The organism is Aquimarina sp. MMG015 (genome assembly GCF_018100855.1).
GTDB classification, from domain to species: Bacteria; Bacteroidota; Bacteroidia; order Flavobacteriales; family Flavobacteriaceae; genus Aquimarina; species Aquimarina latercula.
This window is the reverse complement of sequence record NZ_JAGJEB010000004.1, coordinates 65,313-85,713: the sequence shown is the minus strand read 5'-3', so window position 1 is coordinate 85,713 and position 20,401 is coordinate 65,313. Positions and strand designations below refer to the sequence as shown.

Annotated in this window: 18 protein-coding genes; 14 read left to right on the top strand and 4 right to left on the bottom strand. The window is 32.8% G+C overall.

Annotated elements, in window-relative coordinates:
* The first annotated feature begins 1 nt into the window (after nucleotide 1).
* From J8L88_RS09225 to dnaG, 6 genes are all read left to right on the top strand, one after another.
* Nucleotides 2-1,570: a S41 family peptidase gene (locus tag J8L88_RS09225; protein ID WP_211060583.1), complete on the top strand. Its 1,569-nt coding sequence runs from the start codon at nucleotides 2-4 to the stop codon at nucleotides 1,568-1,570.
* An 87-nt stretch (nucleotides 1,571-1,657) separates the two neighbouring features.
* Entirely contained in the window at nucleotides 1,658-2,227 is a 570-nt protein-coding gene (locus J8L88_RS09220) for an RNA polymerase sigma factor (RefSeq protein ID WP_027393102.1), read from the top strand.
* Nucleotides 2,208-3,050 carry a hypothetical protein gene (locus J8L88_RS09215; protein WP_211060582.1) on the top strand — a complete coding sequence of 281 codons (843 nt, stop codon included), beginning with the start codon at nucleotides 2,208-2,210 and terminating at the stop codon, nucleotides 3,048-3,050. The genes J8L88_RS09220 and J8L88_RS09215 overlap by 20 nt, the downstream gene beginning before the upstream one ends.
* Before the next feature lie 76 nt (nucleotides 3,051-3,126).
* Complete coding sequence (locus J8L88_RS09210; protein WP_211060581.1) at nucleotides 3,127-4,194, top strand: hypothetical protein; 1,068 nt, start codon at nucleotides 3,127-3,129, stop codon at nucleotides 4,192-4,194.
* Nucleotides 4,195-4,721: 527 nt separating this feature from the next.
* Nucleotides 4,722-8,012 (top strand): fibronectin type III domain-containing protein, encoded by a 3,291-nt coding sequence (locus tag J8L88_RS09205; protein WP_211060580.1) that lies wholly within the window; start codon nucleotides 4,722-4,724, stop codon nucleotides 8,010-8,012.
* A gap of 138 nt (nucleotides 8,013-8,150) precedes the next feature.
* Entirely contained in the window at nucleotides 8,151-10,112 is a 1,962-nt protein-coding gene (gene dnaG, locus J8L88_RS09200; protein WP_211060579.1) for a DNA primase, read from the top strand.
* On the opposite strand, the gene J8L88_RS09195 is transcribed toward dnaG, so the two are convergent.
* Nucleotides 10,109-10,741 carry a response regulator transcription factor gene (locus J8L88_RS09195; protein WP_091407582.1) on the bottom strand — a complete coding sequence of 211 codons (633 nt, stop codon included), beginning with the start codon at nucleotides 10,739-10,741 and terminating at the stop codon, nucleotides 10,109-10,111. The genes dnaG and J8L88_RS09195 overlap by 4 nt on opposite strands.
* A 145-nt stretch (nucleotides 10,742-10,886) precedes the next feature.
* Entirely contained in the window at nucleotides 10,887-11,675 is a 789-nt protein-coding gene (gene nadE / locus J8L88_RS09190; protein WP_027393106.1) for an NAD(+) synthase, read from the bottom strand.
* A 162-nt stretch (nucleotides 11,676-11,837) separates the two neighbouring features.
* On the opposite strand from nadE, the gene gldB reads away from it, so the two are divergent.
* The 3 genes from gldB to J8L88_RS09175 all read left to right on the top strand — a co-directional run bounded on the left by gldB (nucleotide 11,838) and on the right by J8L88_RS09175 (nucleotide 13,574).
* Entirely contained in the window at nucleotides 11,838-12,806 is a 969-nt protein-coding gene (gene gldB / locus J8L88_RS09185) for a gliding motility lipoprotein GldB (RefSeq protein WP_211060578.1), read from the top strand.
* Nucleotides 12,806-13,144: a gliding motility protein GldC gene (gene gldC, locus J8L88_RS09180; protein WP_027393108.1), complete on the top strand. Its 339-nt coding sequence runs from the start codon at nucleotides 12,806-12,808 to the stop codon at nucleotides 13,142-13,144. Before gldB ends, gldC begins: the two co-directional genes overlap by 1 nt.
* 64 nt (nucleotides 13,145-13,208) lie before the next feature.
* Nucleotides 13,209-13,574, top strand: a complete 366-nt coding sequence (locus tag J8L88_RS09175) for a GTPase (RefSeq protein WP_147404004.1) — start codon at nucleotides 13,209-13,211, stop codon at nucleotides 13,572-13,574.
* Here the strand turns inward: J8L88_RS09175 and yihA are convergent.
* A complete protein-coding gene (gene yihA, locus J8L88_RS09170; RefSeq protein WP_027393110.1) occupies nucleotides 13,571-14,176 on the bottom strand; it encodes a ribosome biogenesis GTP-binding protein YihA/YsxC in 606 nt (201 codons plus the stop codon). The two genes, J8L88_RS09175 and yihA, sit on opposite strands and share 4 nt — an antisense overlap.
* Before the next feature lie 12 nt (nucleotides 14,177-14,188).
* The gene (locus J8L88_RS09165) at nucleotides 14,189-14,953 is read right to left on the bottom strand and encodes an alpha/beta fold hydrolase (protein WP_118389153.1); all 765 of its coding nucleotides are present in this window, start codon (nucleotides 14,951-14,953) and stop codon (nucleotides 14,189-14,191) included.
* 304 nt (nucleotides 14,954-15,257) lie between these two features.
* Between J8L88_RS09165 and mraZ the strand changes: the two genes are divergently transcribed.
* The 5 genes from mraZ to J8L88_RS09140 are packed head-to-tail and all read left to right on the top strand — an operon-like array spanning nucleotide 15,258 to nucleotide 20,380.
* Nucleotides 15,258-15,728: a division/cell wall cluster transcriptional repressor MraZ gene (gene mraZ / locus J8L88_RS09160; RefSeq protein WP_027393112.1), complete on the top strand. Its 471-nt coding sequence runs from the start codon at nucleotides 15,258-15,260 to the stop codon at nucleotides 15,726-15,728.
* Entirely contained in the window at nucleotides 15,715-16,611 is an 897-nt protein-coding gene (rsmH, locus tag J8L88_RS09155; protein ID WP_027393113.1) for a 16S rRNA (cytosine(1402)-N(4))-methyltransferase RsmH, read from the top strand. The genes mraZ and rsmH overlap by 14 nt, the downstream gene beginning before the upstream one ends.
* Entirely contained in the window at nucleotides 16,608-16,919 is a 312-nt protein-coding gene (locus J8L88_RS09150) for an FtsL-like putative cell division protein (protein WP_108801995.1), read from the top strand. Before rsmH ends, J8L88_RS09150 begins: the two co-directional genes overlap by 4 nt.
* A 60-nt stretch (nucleotides 16,920-16,979) precedes the next feature.
* Nucleotides 16,980-18,920, top strand: coding sequence for a penicillin-binding protein (locus J8L88_RS09145; RefSeq protein ID WP_247666450.1), 1,941 nt, complete (start codon nucleotides 16,980-16,982; stop codon nucleotides 18,918-18,920).
* Nucleotides 18,917-20,380 (top strand): UDP-N-acetylmuramoyl-L-alanyl-D-glutamate--2,6-diaminopimelate ligase, encoded by a 1,464-nt coding sequence (locus tag J8L88_RS09140; RefSeq protein WP_211060576.1) that lies wholly within the window; start codon nucleotides 18,917-18,919, stop codon nucleotides 20,378-20,380. The genes J8L88_RS09145 and J8L88_RS09140 overlap by 4 nt, the downstream gene beginning before the upstream one ends.
* The last annotated feature ends 21 nt before the right edge of the window (nucleotides 20,381-20,401 follow it).

The window sequence follows — 20,401 nt, the reverse complement described above, 5'->3', positions numbered from 1 at the left end:
TATGAAAAAAAAACTATTTTTATATCTCTCAATCTTATTATTATCCGGTTGTGCATCTGTAGAGAAATACAACCAACAAATAAATAAAACTCACAACCCTATTGATTTACGAGAAGATGTTGATTATGCATATAAAAAACTGGTAAAATTACACCCTGATGTTTATTGGTATGTATCTAAGGAAGAGTTGGAAGAAAGCATAAATAAATTAAAGAGTGAGTTAACAAAGCCATTAACTACAAAAGAATTTTATAATTTATTTGCGCCAGTTTTTACCAGTATAAAACAAGGCCATTTATCAATACATGTTCCATCTATAAAACAAACTAAAGAGCAGATAAAAGAAAAAGGTAAAAGGTCGTCACCTTTTCATTCTGTATCGTTTCAAACATCCGATAAAAAACTATTTGTAAGAAAAATTTTTAAAGGAGATACAACTATAATAGAAGGATCAGAAGTTGTTAAAGTAGAGAATGAAAATGTAAATGATTTGCTTGATTCTTTTAATAAATTGCACGCTAGTGATGGTTTTAATAAGACGTTTATGCCGAAGTTTGTAGGCAGTCGTTTCGGTTTTTTTTATTCAAATACTCATAAACCAAACGATAGCATATTGTTGCATTTAAAATTAAAGGATAGTCTGTATTCTAAATATATATATGCAGATTATGATAAAACTAAAGTTTCAACCAAAAAAGATTCTACTAGTGTTCAAGATAAAAAGTGGAGTAAAGTCGATAAGAAAATAGCTAAAGAACTTAGAAAGAAAACGCGGAAGAAAAATTTTAAATATGGTTATAACAAAAAAACAAAAGATTATAATCGAAATTTTTCATTTTTAGAATCCGATACACTAGTTGGATATATGAATATTAGAAGTTTTACCAATGGCGGGTATAAAGATTTTTATAAAGAGAGTTTTGCTAAAATTGATTCTTCAAAATGCAGAAATTTAGTACTTGATTTAAGAGGTAATCTTGGTGGTAGACTTACAGAGATTGATGATTTATATTCCTATTTAACGGATAAAGAATACGTGTTTATAGAAAAATCTAAAATGACAGGACGTTTAAGTTTTTTATATCCATATTTTCATACAAAGTCTTGGGGAACAAAAACCATGGCTACAATGCTATCACCTATATTAGGAATATATCAAATGTTTAAAGTAAAGCAAGAAGATGGCGAAGCTTATTTTAAATTTAAGCATAGTAAATTAAGAAAACCTAAGCCAAATTCTTTTAAAGGTAAGGTGTATGTGTTGATTGATGGAGAAAGTTTTTCTGCAAGTAGTATTCTTTCTACTCATTTAAAAGCAACTAAACGAGCTACATTTGTTGGAGAAGAAACCGGAGGAGCTTATAATGGAACAGTAGCAGGGATGTATGCAAAAGTAGAATTACCCAATTCTAGAATTAATATGAGAGTAGGATTAATGAAAATAAATGCACCTTATCAAATAGAGCCTGATGGTTATGGGATTAAGCCGGATATCTCTATCAAAAAAACTTTAAATGATAAAGACGAGGAATTACAGTGGGTTATAGATGATATAGAAAAGCTTGATTAAAAAAAATATTTTTTTCTGTGGCCAGACAACCTTTTTGAATTTAATTGCGTCTATGTAAATAGAGAGTCTTAAATAATTGATTTTACTTTGAAAGTTATTCAGTTTTATAAAAACGAAACACAGCTGATAAAAAAGGCTGCAAATAAGCATAGAGATGCTCAACATCAGTTGTATGAAAAACATTCGGCAAAAATGCTGGGAGTATGTCGTCGTTATGTAAGAGATATTCATCACGCAGAAGAAGTAATGCTAAGTGGCTTTTTAAAAGTATTTACAAACTTAAAACAGTTTAATTTCGAAGGAAGTTTTGAAGGGTGGATAAGAAGGATAATGGTAAATGAATCAATATCGTTTTTAAGGAAACAAAAGCAAGTAGTTTTCACAGAAGATATTGCTTATCATACTGAAGAATCTTGGAATAATATAAATATAGAGTTAGGAGTAGAACAAATTCAGGATTTGATAGATAGTCTGCCAGAAGGATATAAAATGGTGTTTGTATTGTATGCTGTAGAAGGATATAAACATAACGAGATTGCCAAAATGCTTGAAATTAGTGAAGGTACATCAAAGTCGCAACTTTTTAAAGCAAGGAAAATGTTACAGCAAAAGTTAAACCAACAAAATAAGATTAGTAATGGCGCCATTAAAATTTGAAGATAGTATACGAGAGAAGTTGGAGCAGCGTTCAATACGTCCGTCTCACGGGTCTTGGGATAAATTAGAGGATAAGTTAGATAATCAACTAGGTCAAAAAAAAATTAAAAAATATTGGTGGGTTGGTATTGCAGCTAGTTTTGTAGGATTATTAATTGTAACCACATTTCTAATTCGATCTAATAATAAAATAAAACCATCAAACCCTCAATTTGTTAATGTTACAGAAGAGGATTTTAACCAAGATATGTTAAAAGATGCCGTAGTAGAGGAGATTATAGAGCCCGAACAAGTATCTAATATTATTGAGAATAAACAAGAAACTAAAAAAGAAGTAACCGAAATTGTTGTAGCAGATCTAAACAAGGAAGAAACTAAGAGAACGGAAAAACATGAGAATGTTAAAAAGGAAACTCCTAAGAGTGACCAAATAGTAATTCCAGAAAATATGTTTGATGAAAAAACAAATGAAGCTATAACCTTGCGAACAGATACAATTGATAGTAAATTAACTGAAGAAAGCAATTCGCTGGATATAACTACAGAGCTTATAGAAAGTAAGGTTTCTAGTTTGGTAGCTCAAATAAAAGAACTTGAAAAAAATAATAAAAAAGTTACTGATCAAGAGATAGAAGCATTACTCCGAAAAGCTCAACTCGAAATCACAACACAACAAATTTTAAAATCAAATACGGTAAGTGCATCAGCTCTGCTTCTAGACGTAGAATCAGAACTAGATGAGTCTTTTAAAAATCGTGTTTTTGAAGCACTTAAAACAGGTTTTGAAAAATTAAAAACAACCGTTGCTGAGAGAGATAATTAATAAACATTCATCAATCAATTCTTACTAATTCCCTCTCTAATTTGAGAGGGGAAAGTAAGTGGAAATCAAATTTTTTATGAGAACAATAATAATGTATGTCGTGTTAACGACCATGTCACTTAGTGTCCATTTTTTAAATGCGCAGGATGTAAATAATTCAGAAGAAATAGAAATATTAAAACAGCAAAAAGAAGAAATAGTATTATCGGAAAAAGAGAGTTTAAAGAAAGAAGTAGAAGCTATTAACGAGCGATTGGTAAAAGGAGAGTTAACTACAGCAGAAGCGCAAGAGTTAAAAGAAATTGCTGCTCAAAAACATGCTTTAAATATCGAAAATAGATTAGTAATTGTTGATAATCAAATAGCATTATTAGAACGAAATGATATTAATTATTTAAATGGTAAAACCAAATTGTCCATTGGTATAGGGGCAAAAGATAGAGATGATGGAGACATTTTATTTGGGATTAATGTAAAAAATGGAAAGAAGACCAAGGTACGATATGATAGAAGAACATATTCAGATTTAGTAGTAGCTTTTGGATTAAATAATGCAATAGTCGATGGGCAATCGTTGGATGATTCTGACTATAAAATAGCCGGTAGTAGGTTTTTTGAGATAGGATTAGCTTGGAAAACAAGGGTTTTTAAGAATTCAAACTTTATGAGGGTTAAATACGGGATTTCATATCAATCTAACGGGTTAAAGCCTACAGATAATAGATATTTTGTGCAAAACGGAGATCAAACGGAATTAGAAGAGTTTAGAGTGGAGTTGGATAAATCTAAATTTAGAATGGATAATATCGTAGTGCCTTTACATTTAGAGTTTGGTGCTTCAAAAAAAGTAGAAACTGAAGAAAAATTAAGGTTCGAAACACATGGAAAATTTAGAATTGGATTGGGAGGATATGTAGGAGCGAACATTAGTACAAGACAAAAATTAAAATATAAGGAAGATGGAGATAGAATTAAAGATAAAATAAAAAGAGATTATAATACTAGCGATTTAATATATGGATTAAGTACCTATATTGGTTTTGGTGATATGTCTATATATGCTAAGTATGATTTATCTCCAATATTCAAAAATGCGACCGTTGATCAGAACAATGTGTCGTTGGGGTTGCGTTTTGACCTTTGATAATAACCATAATCGGTAAGGTTCTCTATTCAATTTTTATTTTGGAATTAGAACGAGAACAAATTTTATTATAATTTATTTTTTAAGTGTTAACCGTTTTTTATGGGGAAAAGAGTTGTGTGTAATCACAACTCTTTTTTGTTTTTAAAAAAATATGTGAGTTATTTTATTGAGATTTAGCAGGGTGTCAAGAATACTCTATTAAAATACTATGAAAAGTAGAGTAGTTTTATTTTTGTTAAATAATAAACAATAAATCGTTAACTGTTAAATATAAAAATGAAGATATATACCTTAAAAACGTTACGGTTTTAAAGTAAGTTATTGATTGTAAGTATTTTATGACATGTATTTTTTTTTATTCTTAATCTAAATAGTATATATTTAGAATCCCTTTTGATAGTCAAATTATAAAGGTTTTTTTAATAGTCCAGTCAGGCTTGTATTTGCCCAAGTACAAGTTTTTGAAATACTACTTATGCTAAAAATTGGTATATAACTATGTAACTGTTAACCAAATTTTAGATATGAAAACACAATTCTATTATGTAGCATTTTTTATGCTTTGTAGTCTTGGGCTTATAGCTCAACAAAACCCCCAAAAAGCCAGCTTGTTAGGTAAAGCTGAATACGTGAGAAGCGTACCTGCATTGTCAAAAATGGATAATATCATTGCTGCGAAAGGAATGGAACATACCGCTCCACCAAAAAGGTTAGGCTCTAATACTTTTGTTCCAGGAAAAGGAGTACCGGCCGTTGGTCAGAATGATCCTTTAATGGCTAGACAAAAAAATAACACTACCAGAACCGCTACTAGTACTCAAGTTGCTTCTTTTGATGCTCATATTGGTACAGTACTAAATGATCCTACAGGTGCTATTGGACCAAATCATTATGTGTATGCATTTAACTCAGGTTTTGGTATTTTGGATAGATCAGGTAATGTATTAGTGCCAGAAGCATCTTTAGGTACTTTATTTCCTGGCGAAACTTTAGGAGATCCTATAGTGGTATATGATAACTATGCTGATAGATTTATCATTATGGAATTTAGTAATACTCCAAATGGTATTTTACTAGCGATAGGACAAGGACCTGATCCAGTGAATGACGGATGGTTTACTTATCGATTTAATACAGGATCGTTTCCGGATTATGAAAAATTATCTATTTGGAGTGATGGATATTATATCACAGCTAATAAAGATCAAAACTCAGCTGATACTAGTCAAGTGGTATATGCTTTAGAAAGAGATTTAATGTTAGCTGGAGATCCAAATGCTCAATTTGTAGGTTTTCCGTTGCCAGGCGTTTCAACGAGTGGTTTTTATAGCCCAGGTGGATCAAACTCTACAGGTCCTAACTTACCACCAGTGGGAGTAGGGCATTCAATTTTATATTTACAAGATGATGCATGGGCAGGAGTATCTCAGGATCATATAAAAGTATGGACAACCGACGTAGATTGGACAAATATTGCTAATTCAACTATTTCTCAACCTCAAGAAATTGATACTACACCTTTTGATAGTGTATTTGATGGTGGGTCTTTCCAGAATTTGGATGAACCAGGCAATGGACCTGATATAGATGCATTACAAGCTACTATGATGTATATGACAAATTATAGACGTTTTGGAACGCATAACTCTATTGTACTAAATTTTGTAGTAGATTTAGATGGTACGGATAGTCTTGCAGGTATTCGTTGGTATGAATTAAGACAAACTGGTGATGGTCAACCATGGACTATTTTCCAAGAAGGTACGTATGTGCAACCAGATGGTTTGAGTGCTTTTTGTGGTAGTATAGCACAAGATGCACAGGGTAATATAGGTCTTGCTTATACAGTAGTAAGTAGTACTGTATTTACATCGATACGATATACTGGACGATTAGCAAGTGATCCTTCAGGAACAATGACACTAGTGGAACAAAGTGTTGTTGATGGGGATGCTCAAAATAACAGAGGTGATGGACGTTATGGGGATTATGCTCAAATGACAATAGATCCTACGGATGATATGACCTTCTGGCATATTGGTGAATATATGAAAGGGCCAGCTCCTAATGTTAGAAGAAGTCATGTAGTTGCTTTTAAACTAGAACCAGATACTCCAGATACAGAAGCTCCAACAGTTCCGACGAACTTAGTGGCTTCTAATACTACAGATGTTTCTACAACAATTAGTTGGGATGCTTCTACAGATAATATCGGAGTTACAGCATATGATGTATTTCAAGATGGAACTTTAGTAACTACAGTTGCTACGGCTTCTGCAGATATAACTGGATTAACACCATCTACATCTTATGACTTTACTGTTGTAGCTAAAGATGCTGCAGGAAATGAATCTGCAGCTAGTGCAGCGCTATCAGTAACTACAGAAGCTCCTGATACGGAAGCTCCAACTGCTCCTGCGAATTTGACTGCTTCGAATACTACTGCAGGTCAAACAACGCTTAGTTGGGATGCTTCAACCGATAATGTTGGTGTAGCAGAATATGATGTATTACAAGATGGTGTAGTAGTAGCTACAGTTTCTGATACTACTGTTGTAATTACAGGGTTAACTGCAGAAACTACCTATGAATTTACTGTTATAGCAAAAGATGCGGCAGGAAATGAATCTGTAGCAAGTGATGCAACGAGTGTAACAACACCAGCGGCTTCAGGATGTTTAGGTGGTGTATTGCCTCCATACGCAGAAAGTTTTGAGGCTGGTCTTGGAGATTGGATACAAAATTCAGGTGATGATCTTGATTGGACTGTAGATGCTAATGGAACTCCATCAAATAGAACAGGTCCTTCTAGTGCTGTGGATGGATCTAATTATATATATGTAGAAGCTTCAGGTAGTGGTACAGGGTTCCCTAATAAGCAAGCAATTTTAACATCTCCTTGTTTTGATCTTACAGGAGCTACTTCTGCTTCTTTCTCATTCCAGTATCATATGTTTGGTGCAAATGACTTTGGATCTCTTAGTGTAGAAGCAAGTAATGATGAAGGTGTAACTTGGGCTAGTATTTGGACAAGAAGTGGAAACCAAGGTAATTCTTGGCAAACTGCTAGTATTGATTTAGCTGATTATGCAGGTACAGGTGTGCAATTAAGATTTAATAGAGTTACTGGTGGTACTTGGAGAGCTGATGCAGCAATAGATAATGTGCAAGTAACAGCTGATGGTGGAACAGGCGGTGGAGATTGTGTTTCTGGAGATGTTACCTTAAGTATTACTTTTGATAACTATCCACAAGAAACTTCCTGGACGTTAACAGATTCTGAAGGAAGTGTGGTTGCTTCTGAGAGTTATTCTACTGCTAATCCTGACGGATCTACTGTTACTGAGACTATTTCTGACTTAGGAAATGGTACCTACACATTTACAATTTCTGATTCATTTGGCGATGGAATTTGCTGTGGATTTGGAAACGGTTCATATACACTATCTAGTGATGCTGGTACTATTGTAAGTGGAGGAGAATTTACCGCTTCAGAGGCTACTGATTTCTGTGTAGAAGGATCAGGAGCTAGAATAGATACTTATCCATTAAGTGATCTTAGATCAGAAGACGCTGATGCTTTCAAAATTTATCCTATTCCTGCTACAGGAACTCTTAATGTAGCTACAGGGAATAGATCAATCGATAATGTTAAGATATTTTCTATGTATGGTCAATTGGTGAAAGAAATTTCTAACCAAGGAACTCAAAAGCAAATTGATATAAGTAACTTAGCTTCAGGGACATATTTTATTCGTTTTGTTTCTAATAAAGAAGAATTAGAGATAACTAGAAAGTTTGTTGTTGCTGAATAATAAATTATTTAAAAATATAATTTAGCCACAAGGAGGCTGTCTTTTTTAAGGCAGCCTCTTTGTTTATATTATTAGAAAGGAATGAATCTATTAATTATGTTATTTTTGTTGGCTATATAACGTTATGTTTTTTGCTTAATGATTCATAAATCAACCATAGATGCTGTATTTGAAACTGCACGACTAGAAGAAGTGATAGGGGATTTTGTCCAGCTAAAAAAATCGGGTAGTAACTTTAAAGGATTGAGTCCTTTTAGTGAAGAGCGAACACCTTCTTTTATGGTATCGCCTGTTAAACAAATATGGAAGGATTTTTCGAGTGGAAAAGGTGGTAATGTCGTTGCATTTCTTATGGAACATGAGCATTTCACCTACCCTGAAGCGATAAAATATTTGGCTAAAAAATATAATATAGAAATAGAGGAGACAGAGCAAACTGATGAGCAAAAAGAACAAGCTAATGAAAGAGAAAGTATGTATCTTGTTAGTGAATTTGCTAATACTTTCTTCCAGAATATTTTACATAAATCAGAACAAGGTAAGGCTATAGGATTATCTTATTTTAAAGAAAGAGGATTTACGACTGAAACTATACAAAAGTTTGGTCTAGGATATTCTCCTGATACCTGGGATGCTTTTACTTCTGAAGCTATAAGAAAAGGATATAAGCTCGAGTTTTTGGAAAAAACTGGGCTCACTATAATTAAGGAAGAAAAACAATTTGATCGATTTAAGGGAAGGGTTTTGTTTCCTATTCAGTCTATGTCTGGTCGAGTATTAGGTTTTGGAGGGCGGATCTTAACTAACGAGAAAAAAGCCGCAAAATATTTAAATTCTCCTGAGAGTGATATTTATCATAAAAGTAAGGTGCTTTATGGTATCTACCATGCAAAACAATCGATAGCAAAAGAAGATAATTGTTTTCTTGTAGAAGGGTATACTGATGTAATTCAGTTTCATCAAACAGGAGTGAAGAATGTTGTTTCTTCATCTGGAACAGCCCTGACTTCGGATCAAATCAGATTAATAAATAGACTTACTAAAAATATTACAGTTTTATTTGATGGTGATGCTGCTGGTATGCGTGCATCAATCAGAGGTATCGATTTGATTCTAGAACAAGGGATGAATGTGAAAGTTTGTAGCTTTCCTGATGGCGAGGATCCTGATAGTTTTGCGAAACAGAATACTTTGGAGGAGTTGACTGTTTATCTTCAGGAAAATGCTCAAGATTTTATTAGGTTTAAAGCTTCATTGCTTCAGGAAGAATCTAAAACAGATCCGATTAAGAAAGCAGAATTGGTAAGGGATATGGTTGTTAGTATTTCTAAAATTCCTGACGTAATTAAAAGAGAAATTTATGTGCAAGAGTGTTCTCGCATTATGGATATCTCAGAAGATGTGTTATTTGATACTTTAGCTCAACTCAGAAATGTTGATATCAAAGATCAACGAAAACAGCAGAAGCAGTCCGAGAAACCTTTAGAAGTTGTAAAACAGCAAACTCAGCAACAACCTAAGATTAATGAGCAAAATGGTTTAGAGAAAAAAATTATTGAAATTCTACTATTATATGGCACTAATGAAGAGGAATTTGAGGATTTAGTGATGAAAGAAAATGATGAAGGAGAGTTGTTTTTAGAGCCAGAATTATACACTACCAAAGTTTTTGAGAAAATATACTTGGATCTTCAAGAAGATGAAATTGAGTTTACTCAAAGCACTTTTAAAGAAGTGTATAAAATATTAATAGATCAATTAAATCAGCAAGAAAATTTTAAGATTGATCATTTTATAAATCAAATACCTCCAGAAGTAGCTTATGAAATTACGGAGATTATGATGGACGAAGAACGCCATGCACTTCATAGATGGTCGGATATGGAGATACATGTTAAGAAAAAAGAACATTCTGTTTCTCAATATGTGTCAGATACAATCCTGAATTTACGCAGATACTTAATAAATAAAAAAATAAATGAGCTTTCACAAGAAGTGAAAGCTCAAAATTTTGAAGATAATAGGAACATCCTAGAGGATATAAATAATTATTATACTCTAAGAAGACTATTATACCGAAAACTTAATAGAGTTATCTAATTGATATGTAGTAATCTAGATTGATGGATTAAATCAGCTAGATTGTCTACTTTAAGTTTCTTTAATAATCTTGTTTTGTATGTACTTACCGTTTTTTCATTAATAGATAAAGTACTGGCAATATCCTTATTACGCTTTCCTGAGGATAATAGATTTAAAACTTCTATTTCTCGAGAAGAAAGCTTTTTGTATTTAACAACCATGTTATTTTCGTTGGTGTTCCCATTCGCCAACTGCTGAGTTAAGTTGTCATTAAGATAAATACCACCACGCGCTACACGTTCGATAGCTTTTTTAAGCGTTTTTGTAGCAACGGTTTTTGATAAATATGCAGAAGCACCTGCTTTAATAGCACTTAGTGCGTACATTTCTTCAGGGTGAGAGCTAAAAATTATAACTTTAATTCCTGTGAATTCTTTTTTTATGGTTCGCAATGCCATAATGCCATTGATCTGCGGCAAGTCTAATTCCATGATTAAAATATCTGGAGTATTAGATTTCAAAATATCATACATTTCATTTCCATTACTTACTTTTCCGATGATTTCAAAATCTTCAGAGTTCCTAAGTAAAGAAACGATCCCTTTTCTAGTAATAGGATGATGATCTGCGATTAGTACGTTTGTCATTCTTGTTTACAATTGATAAATGTTAATTTTTTGTTTTAAAGGGTTAACATCTCTAGGGGTAATTCTGATATTTGTTTTCCATGCAAAATTAATAAGAACTACCAGTCGTAAACTTGTTTTTATGAAGTTATCGATAAAGCGTTAATTAAATCAGATTAACGGGTATTTCACAGACAGGAATCGGTATCATTTTATGTTGATTTACCGTATTTAGACGAGAATAAATCTTGAAAACTTCTTGCTCTCGGTCAGAAAAATCATCACTTTTCTTACCTAAATCCTTCATTTTCATAGCCCATTCCAGTTCGTCGTAACTTGCTCCAATCTGATCTTCATCACTTCTACTATCTCCAAATAAACCATCTGTAGGAGTAGCAGTTTGTATCGATTCCGGTACTTCTAATACCTTTGCTAATTCATAAACTTCGCTCTTTAATAAATCTGCTATTGGACTTATATCAACGCCACCATCACCATATTTAGTATAAAAACCAACACCAAAATCTTCAACTTTATTTCCAGTACCCGCAACCAAGTAGCTATTTAGACCTGCTAAATAGTATAATGTGGTCATTCTTAATCTGGCTCTGGTGTTAGCTAAAGAAAGGTTTAACCGGCTTTCAGAATCACCTTCCGGAACAGATTTTTTAAACCCTTCAAATACGGGTGTAAGGTCAACTCGTGTATCGGATACTTTATTAAAACGAGTTTTTAACTGAGAAATGTGTTCCTGTGCACGATTTACTTGACTTTGAGCCTGGTGTATAGGCATTTCTACACATAATACATTAAGACCCGTTTTGGCGCATAAAGAAGAGGTAACTGCGCTGTCAATTCCACCACTTATTCCTACAACAAAACCATTGATATTTGCATTCGTAGCATAATCCTTAAGCCAATTTACAATGTGATCAATTACTTTTTCAGTTTGCATATTTTATATTTTTTAATTCTTTATTAAGATGATATGTCTTTAAACTATTACTAGTGTATAAAACCTAATTTGATAATAGTACATTTGTGGTTATAAAATTAATAAAAAAAGCTAGCGTTAAAGAGTAAGAGTAATTATTTATATAGATATTATAATATTTGAATGAAGTATAGTAAATTTTTAAAAATAATAGTGATTTTTTGCATAATATGGTCTTGTGCTGATGAAAATAAAATAGAAGAAGAGATAGCAAAAATACCTGTAGAAATTGGAATTGAACGTTTTGACAGAGTTTTTGCGGATGTAACACCTGAGAATTTAGCAGATGTAAAGTCTAAATATCCCTTTTTATTTCCAGAAAAATATGACGATAGTATTTGGATACAGAAGACTAAGGATACGTTGCAATTAGAGATTAATCGAGAAGTAGAAAAGAAGTTCAGTAACTTCACAAATGAGCAAGAGGAACTAAAATCGCTATTGCAGCATATAAAATATTATTTCCCAGAAGTTACAGTGCCTAGGGTTATTACTGTTACCTCTAATGTAGATTACCAGCGTAAAGTAATATTGTCAGATAATTTATTGATTATTTCTCTTGATACTTATTTAGGATCAGATCATTATTTTTATAGCGGTATTCAGGCATATTTAAAGGATCGTTTTGTTAGAATTCAGATTTTACCTGATGTGGCTACAATCTATGCTCGACAATTAGTAGAATTTCCTAGAAGCAGAACTTTTTTAGCAAATATGATATATTATGGGAAAGAAATGTATCTGAAAGACCTGTTTTTGCCGGATTTTGAGGATAGCGAGAAAATGGCGTATAAAGATGATCAGTTTGCTTGGATAGAAGCAAATGAAGAAGAAATTTGGAGGTACTTTATTGATCGTCAATTATTATATAGTACAGAGGCAGATCTTCTACCTCGATTTCTATATCCAGGACCTTTTTCTAAGTTTTATTTGGAGGAAATTGATCAAGAAGCACCAGATAGGGTTGGTCAGTATATAGGTTGGAAGATTGTTAGTTCATATATGAAAAATAACAATGTATCTTTGCGTCAATTATTACTAACAGACGCCGAAACAATTTTTAACGCTTCTAAATATAAACCTGCAAGATAATGGCAAACACGCATAAATCCGAAATCAAAATTGAAATAGAACTTGATGAGAATAAAGTTCCGGAAAAACTAAATTGGACCGCAAAGGATGGAGGGATAGAGAATGAAGAAACTAAGGCTATGTTATTATCAGTATGGGATAATAAAAATAAAGAAAGTCTTCGTATTGATTTGTGGACAAAAGATATGCCTGTGGATGAAATGAAAGTATTTTTTCATCAGACATTAGTTTCTATGAGTGAAACTTTTAATAGAGCGACACAAGACGAAAAAATGTCAGCTACAATGAAAGATTTCTGTGATTATTTTGCAGAAAAACTAGAGCTTAAACAAAAGTAATTTTTTTGTGTGTTCAGTGAGTTTGATTGGCCTGCTGTTATCATGAATAGATGAAATATTGATTTTGAAAAGGACAATTTTATTCGTTTATAATGCGGATTCCAGTAGTTGGAATAAATATTTAGATTTTGCTCATAAGATAATAAGTCCATCCACGTATTCTTGTGGCCTATGTAATTTGACTCATGGGAATTTTTCGGAAAAGAAAGTCTGGAAAGTATTTAGAGAGAAATCTTCAAATACAATGATTTTTTCATATAAAAATGAATTTTTGAAAAAGCATAAAAAACCTAAATACCAAGAGCTTATATTTCCAGTAATCTTAGAGCAAAAAAAGAGTGGATTAGAAATTCTGGTTAAATCCGAAGAATTAAAATCTATTAAATCGGTAGAAGATCTAATAGAAATTCTTAGTGTTAAGCTAATCTAAGATTTAGCGACTTGCTGATTGATTTCTTCTATGTAATTTAGTACTTCTTCTTTGCCAAGTCCAGATGAAGAGGAGGTGATAAAATAATTAGGCATTTCTTCCCAATATTGTAACATTTCATTTTTGTACGCTTCAATATTGCTTGGTAACTTAGTTTTTGTGAGTTTATCAGCTTTAGTAAAAATTATGGAAAAAGGAATTTGATTCTCTCCAAGCCACTGCATAAATTCTAAATCAATTTTTTGTGGCTCATGTCTCGAATCTATTAATACGAATGCAGATACTAGTTGAGTTCTTTTAGAAAAATATGCAGTAATAAACTTCTGAAATACTTTTTTAGATGATTTAGAAACTCTTGCGTAGCCATATCCTGGTAAGTCTACCAAAAACCAATTTTTATTAATTAGAAAATGATTTATTAATTGAGTTTTTCCGGGTCGACCAGAAGTTTTTGCTAGACTTTTTCGACTGGTTAGCATGTTAATTAAAGAGGATTTACCAACATTTGATCTTCCTATAAAGGCATACTCTGGCAAATTGTTTTTAGGACATTTCGCTACATCGCTGTTACTCATTACAAATTCAGCACTGCTAATCTTCATAAATTTTGTTGCTTAGAAATTACGTTCTTTAAGCCAGGAATGTAATAGAGTGTTAAATTCCTCAGGGTGTTCCATCATAGCGGCATGTCCACACTTGTCAATCCAGTAAAGGTCAGAATCTGGTAATAGTCTATTGAAATCGTCTGCAACTTCTGGAGGAGTAACATTATCGTTTTTACCCCATATGATACATGTTGGCGTCTTCATATTAGGAAGATCTTTAGCCATATTGTGTCTAATAGCACTTTTTGCAATAGCAAGTGTTCTAATTAACTTATTTCTATCATTAACTGTTGCGTACACTTCATCAACAATTTCTTTGGTAGCGATTGCAGGGTCATAAAAAACATTTTCTGCCTTAGCTTTAATGTATTCATAGTCACCACGCTTAGGATAACTTTCTCCCATGGCACTTTCATATAGACCTGAGCTTCCTGTAATTACCAAAGCTTTAACTTTTTTGGGAAACATCTTAGTACATAATAATCCAATATGTCCCCCAAGAGAATTTCCTAAAAGAATTACTTCTTTGTATCCAAGTTGATCGATAAAATCTTTAAGGTATTTAGCAAAAGTACCTACGCTGGTTTTTATCAACGGCATTTCATACAAAGGAAGTTCTGGTATCAATACTTTGTATCCATTTTCTGGAAAATAATTACTTACACCATCAAAGTTACTTAAACCGCCCATAAGTCCATGTAAAATAACTATTGGCGTGCCTTCTCCGAGTTCCAGATAACTAAATTTTCCGTCTTTTTTTAATTCGTGCTTCATTAATAGTTCTTACAAGAATTAAAAGCAAATATAGCATTTTCATAATTAGTTTGAAGATTTTTTATCAATAGTGCGATATGATTTTTTTAGTTTTTTTTAATCGGTCATTTTTTTTGATCCTGAATACGTCAAAACCAAGATTTTATAGCTAAAAGAATATTCTGTTGATTAACAAAATATTAATGTTGATCCATGCTTCTTTGACTGGTTTTTGATGACAACTTATTAACAATGTGGTAGATTGTGGTAAAAAGTGGTAAATTTTTCAATATATTTGACTAATTATAGAGGTAAGAAAGAAAAAGTGGTAAATCTTATAGGTACATACGAATGTAAAGCAGATGCTAAGGGGCGTCTGATGATACCTGCAGCTTTTAAAAAACAACTTTCACCTGTTTTGCAGGAGGGGTTTGTGCTAAAAAGAGCTGTTTTTCAGCCTTGCTTAGAATTGTATCCGATGGAAGAATGGAATCTTCTGATGCAAAAGATGAATAAGTTAAACCGCTTCAAAAAGAAAAATAATGATTTCATCCGAAGGTTTACGGCAGGAGTTAAAGTTGTTGAAATAGATTCAACAGGGCGCCTTTTGATACCAAAGGATTTAGTCAGTTTTGCTGGGATTACTAAGGAGTTAGTGTTGTCATCTGCTGTCAATATTATTGAGATATGGGATAAAACTCAATATGAAAAAGTGATAGATGATACCGCTGTTGATTTTGCAGATCTCGCAGAAGAAGTAATGGGATTAGATGATGAAACAGATGGAATATCATAACCCGGTTTTACTAAAAGAAACCGTTGATGGTCTTGCGATAAAACCAGATGGTGTATATGTGGATGTCACCTTTGGGGGAGGAGGACATTCTAGAGAGATTTTAAAGAGATTAGGAGTAAATGGTAAATTATATGCTTTTGATCAAGATAAAGATGCGTTACTAAATGCAATCGATGATGATAGATTTGTTTTAATTAATGAGAATTTTAGGTTCATTAAACGTTTTCTGCGTTTTTATGGGGTTAAAAAAGCAGATGGAATCTTAGGGGATTTTGGAGTTTCCTCTCATCAGTTTGATGTTGCAGAAAGAGGATTTTCTACCAGATTTGAAGCTGACTTGGATATGAGGATGAATCAAGATGGCGAATTATCGGCTTATCATGTGATTAATGAATATGATGAATCAGACTTAAGAAAAATGTTTTTGCAGTATGGAGAATTAAGAAATGCTCCTAAACTAGCTAGAGCAATTGTTAATTCTAGGAACGATAAACCGATTAAAACTAGTGCGGAGCTAAAAGAGGTGTTGAAACCTTTTATGGTTAGACATAAAGAACATAAGATTTTAGCACAGATATATCAGGCTATAAGAATAGAAGTAAATCAAGAAATAGAGGTTCTTAAGGAGTTTCTTATACAAACGGAAGAAGTATTAGGTAAAGGAGGAAGAATAAGTTTGATATCATATCATTCTTTAGAAGATAGATTAGTAAAGAGGTATATCAGAAGCGGATTATTTGAGGGGGAACCAGAAAAGGATTTGTATGGTAATGTGTCAGTTCCTTTTAAGAAAGTAGGAGGTTTGATTGTTCCAAATGAAGAAGAAATTAAAATAAATAATAGAGCGCGAAGTGCTAAACTAAGAATAGCAGAAAAGATTTGAAGCAAACGGTATACGATATATTAAAAGGAAAATTTCTTATTGCTGATGATGCGATGAAGAATTGGCGTATGCTACTCTTTTTGTCGTTTTTGGCAATTATTATGATTGCTAGCTCGCATAATGCAGAAAGTAAAGTCCATGAGATTGCAAAACTTAATAATGAAGTTAGGGAGTTAAGAACGCAATTTGTAGATGGACGAACAGAATTGATGCAGTTAAAAATGGAATCTTCTGTAATCGAAAAAATGACAAAAAAAGGAATTAAAAGACCAACGAAACCACCACAAAAAATAATAGTAAAAGAGTAAGTTGTTTTGGCAGTAAAGGATAAGAACATATTAAATAGATTATACTTCATTTCGGGGTGTATGTTTATCTTCGCAATTTTGGTTTTGGTAAAGCTTGTGAAAACACAATTTGTAGAAGGGGATATGTATCGTGCAAAAGCAGAAGAGCGTGTTTTTAGAACATTTGATATACCTGCTAATCGCGGTAACTTATATGATAGTAAAGGTAATTTATTAGCTACATCAGTACCTAAGTATGATATTAGATTTGATGCTGTAACGGTTACGGATAAGGATTTTAGAGAGAATATTAAGGAGTTGTCTATAGCATTAGCAAAAGAGTTCGGAAGATCATCAGAATATTATGATGATAAATTAAGAAGAGCAAGAGATAATAAGAATAGATATTTTTTAATAAAAAGAAATTTAGGGTATTCTCAATACATAAGAGTTAAAGGTTTTCCTCTCTTTAAATATGGGGCTAATAGAGGAGGGCTTATTGTAGAACAACGCACGATTCGTGAACATCCGATTGGAAAAATAGCAGAACGAACGGTAGGTTATGAGCGCCAAGATGAGCAAGGGTATTATACTAGAGTTGGATTAGAGGGTGCATACGGTCCGTTTTTAAGAGGGAAAGAAGGGAAGCGTAAAAAGCAAAAAATAGCAAAAAATCAATGGAAACCTATTGGTGATGCTAATGAAGTGGAACCTCAAGATGGGTATGATGTGATTTCGACAATTGATGTTAATGTTCAAGATATTACTCACCATGCTTTATTGGCTCAATTAGAGAAATTCGAAGCGGAGCATGGAACTGTGGTTGTTATGGAAACAAGAACAGGAGAGATTAAAGCAATCTCTAACCTCGGACGAACAAAATCTGGGAAGTACTATGAGAAGCTGAATTATGCGGTTGGAGAATCACACGAACCAGGTTCTACCTTTAAGTTGATGGCAATGGTAGCAGCCTTAGAGGATAAGGTTATTGATTCTAGTTATATAGTAGATACAGAGAATGGTCGTGTTAAGTTTTATGATAGAGTTGTAAAAGATTCTAAATGGGGAGGGTATGGTAAGATATCAGCTGCAAAAGCATTTGAATTATCATCCAATACAGCTTTTGCTAAGATTATAGATGCAAATTATAAAGATGATCCAAGGAAATTTGTAAACCGATTAATGAATATGGGATTACATAAAACATTGGGACTATCTATTAAAGGGGAAGGTAAGCCAAAGATTCCATATCCAGGTGATAAAGATTGGTATGGTACTACATTGCCTTGGATGGCTCATGGATATGGAGTAGCTGTAACTCCTCTGCAGACATTAGCTTTTTATAATGCTATTGCAAATGACGGAGAGATGGTGAAACCTAGGTTTATAAAAGAAGTAAAAGCTTGGGATAAAACCAAAGAAAGATTTGATAAGGAAGTTCTTAATTCAGCAATATGTTCTAAAGAAACAGCAAAGATTGTTCAGGAAATGATGAAGAATGTTGTGGTGAGAGGAACTGCTGATAATATACATACAGAGAGTTTTCAGATAGCTGGAAAAACAGGGACTTGTTGGGGTAATTATGGAAAAGATAAGGAACGAGAATATATATCTTCTTTCGCTGGATATTTTCCAGCAGATGATCCTAGATATTCTTGTATTGTAGTTATTCATAAACCAAATAAAGAAAAAGGGTATTACGGAAATATAGTAGCAGCGCCCGTATTTAAAACCATTGCTTTAAAAGTATATAATGATATACCTGTAATTGATGAAGTTTCTGCTGATATCGCAGAAAGTGAAGAGATATCTGAGAGTTATGAGGAGTACTTTCAGAAAGCAAGAAAGTATAAAACCATAATGCCAAATTTAAAAGGAATGCCGGCGATGGATGTAATTTCTCTTTTAGAAAATATGGGATTAAAAGTAGAGGTAAAAGGCTCTGGTAAAGTGAAAAGTCAATCAATTGAACCAGGCACTAAAGTAAAAATAAATCAAACTATTAGGATAGAATTATCGTGATCGAATTAAAAGATATTTTATATAAAGTTTCTATGGATGCCGTTGTTGGAAACACAGCAACGAGTATTAATAAGGTAGAATTTGATTCTAGAAGAATTGAACATGACGATGTTTTTGTAGCAATTAAAGGAACTGTTGTAGATGGTCATGATTATATAGAGAAAGCAATCAATCAAGGAGCTATTGCTATTGTATGCGAAACCATGCCGGAATTTTTGGTAGATGGTTTGGTGTATGTTCAGGTAGAAGACGCTCAAAAGGCACTTGCTATTATTGCTGCTAATTATTATGGATCTCCTTCAGAGAATTTAAAACTTGTTGGAGTAACGGGAACCAATGGAAAAACAACTATTGCTACATTATTGTATCAGCTTTTTAAGAAAGCAGGTTATAAAGTTGGTCTGTTGTCTACGGTAAAAATTTTAGTAGATGATACCGCATATAAAGCGACACATACTACGCCCGATTCTTTGACTATCAATAAATATTTAAAGGAAATGAATGATACTGGAGTTGAGTATTGTTTTATGGAGGTAAGTTCTCATGGAATTGATCAAAAACGTACATCTGGATTGGTTTTCGAAGGAGGAGTATTTACAAACCTTTCACATGATCACCTTGATTACCACAATACTTTCAAAGAATATAGAGATGTGAAGAAAGTATTTTTTGATGAGTTAAGTAACAAAGCATTTGCTTTAACTAATAAGGATGATAAGAATGGAAGCTTCATGCTTCAAAACACAAAAGCAAAACAATATACTTATGCTCTTAAATCCTATGCGGATTTTAGAGGGCAGATTCTTGAAAATGGTCTTGGAGGATTGTTGTTAAAAATAAATGATAATGATGTTTGGACGAAACTAATAGGAAGCTTTAATGCATATAATCTTCTTGCAATTTTTGGAACAGCAGAATTGCTAGGGTTAGAAACACTGGAGACTCTACAGTTATTAAGTGATCTAGAGAGTGTTAGTGGTAGATTTCAATATTTGATTTCTAGTAAAAAAATTACAGCTATAGTAGATTATGCTCATACTCCAGATGCGCTTAAAAATGTTTTGGAGACTATCAATGACATCCGTACTAATAACGAAACTTTGATTACGGTAGTAGGTTGTGGAGGAGATAGAGATAAAGGAAAGAGACCAGTAATGGGTAATATCGCTACAACATTAAGTAATAAGGTTGTTTTTACTAGTGATAATCCTAGAACGGAGAATCCTGAGCAGATTATAGAAGATATAGAAAAGGGAGTTGAGCCGCAGAATTATAAAAAAATAATATCTATTTCCGATAGAAAACAAGCAATAAGAACTGCTTGTCAGTTTGCCGAAGAGAATGATATTATTTTAATAGCAGGAAAAGGTCATGAAACCTATCAGGAAACTAATGGAGAACGGATAGATTTTAATGATTTCGAAATAGTAAAAGAAGAACTAAAAAAAATAGGAAAATAAATAAATCCTCTGCATTAAGTC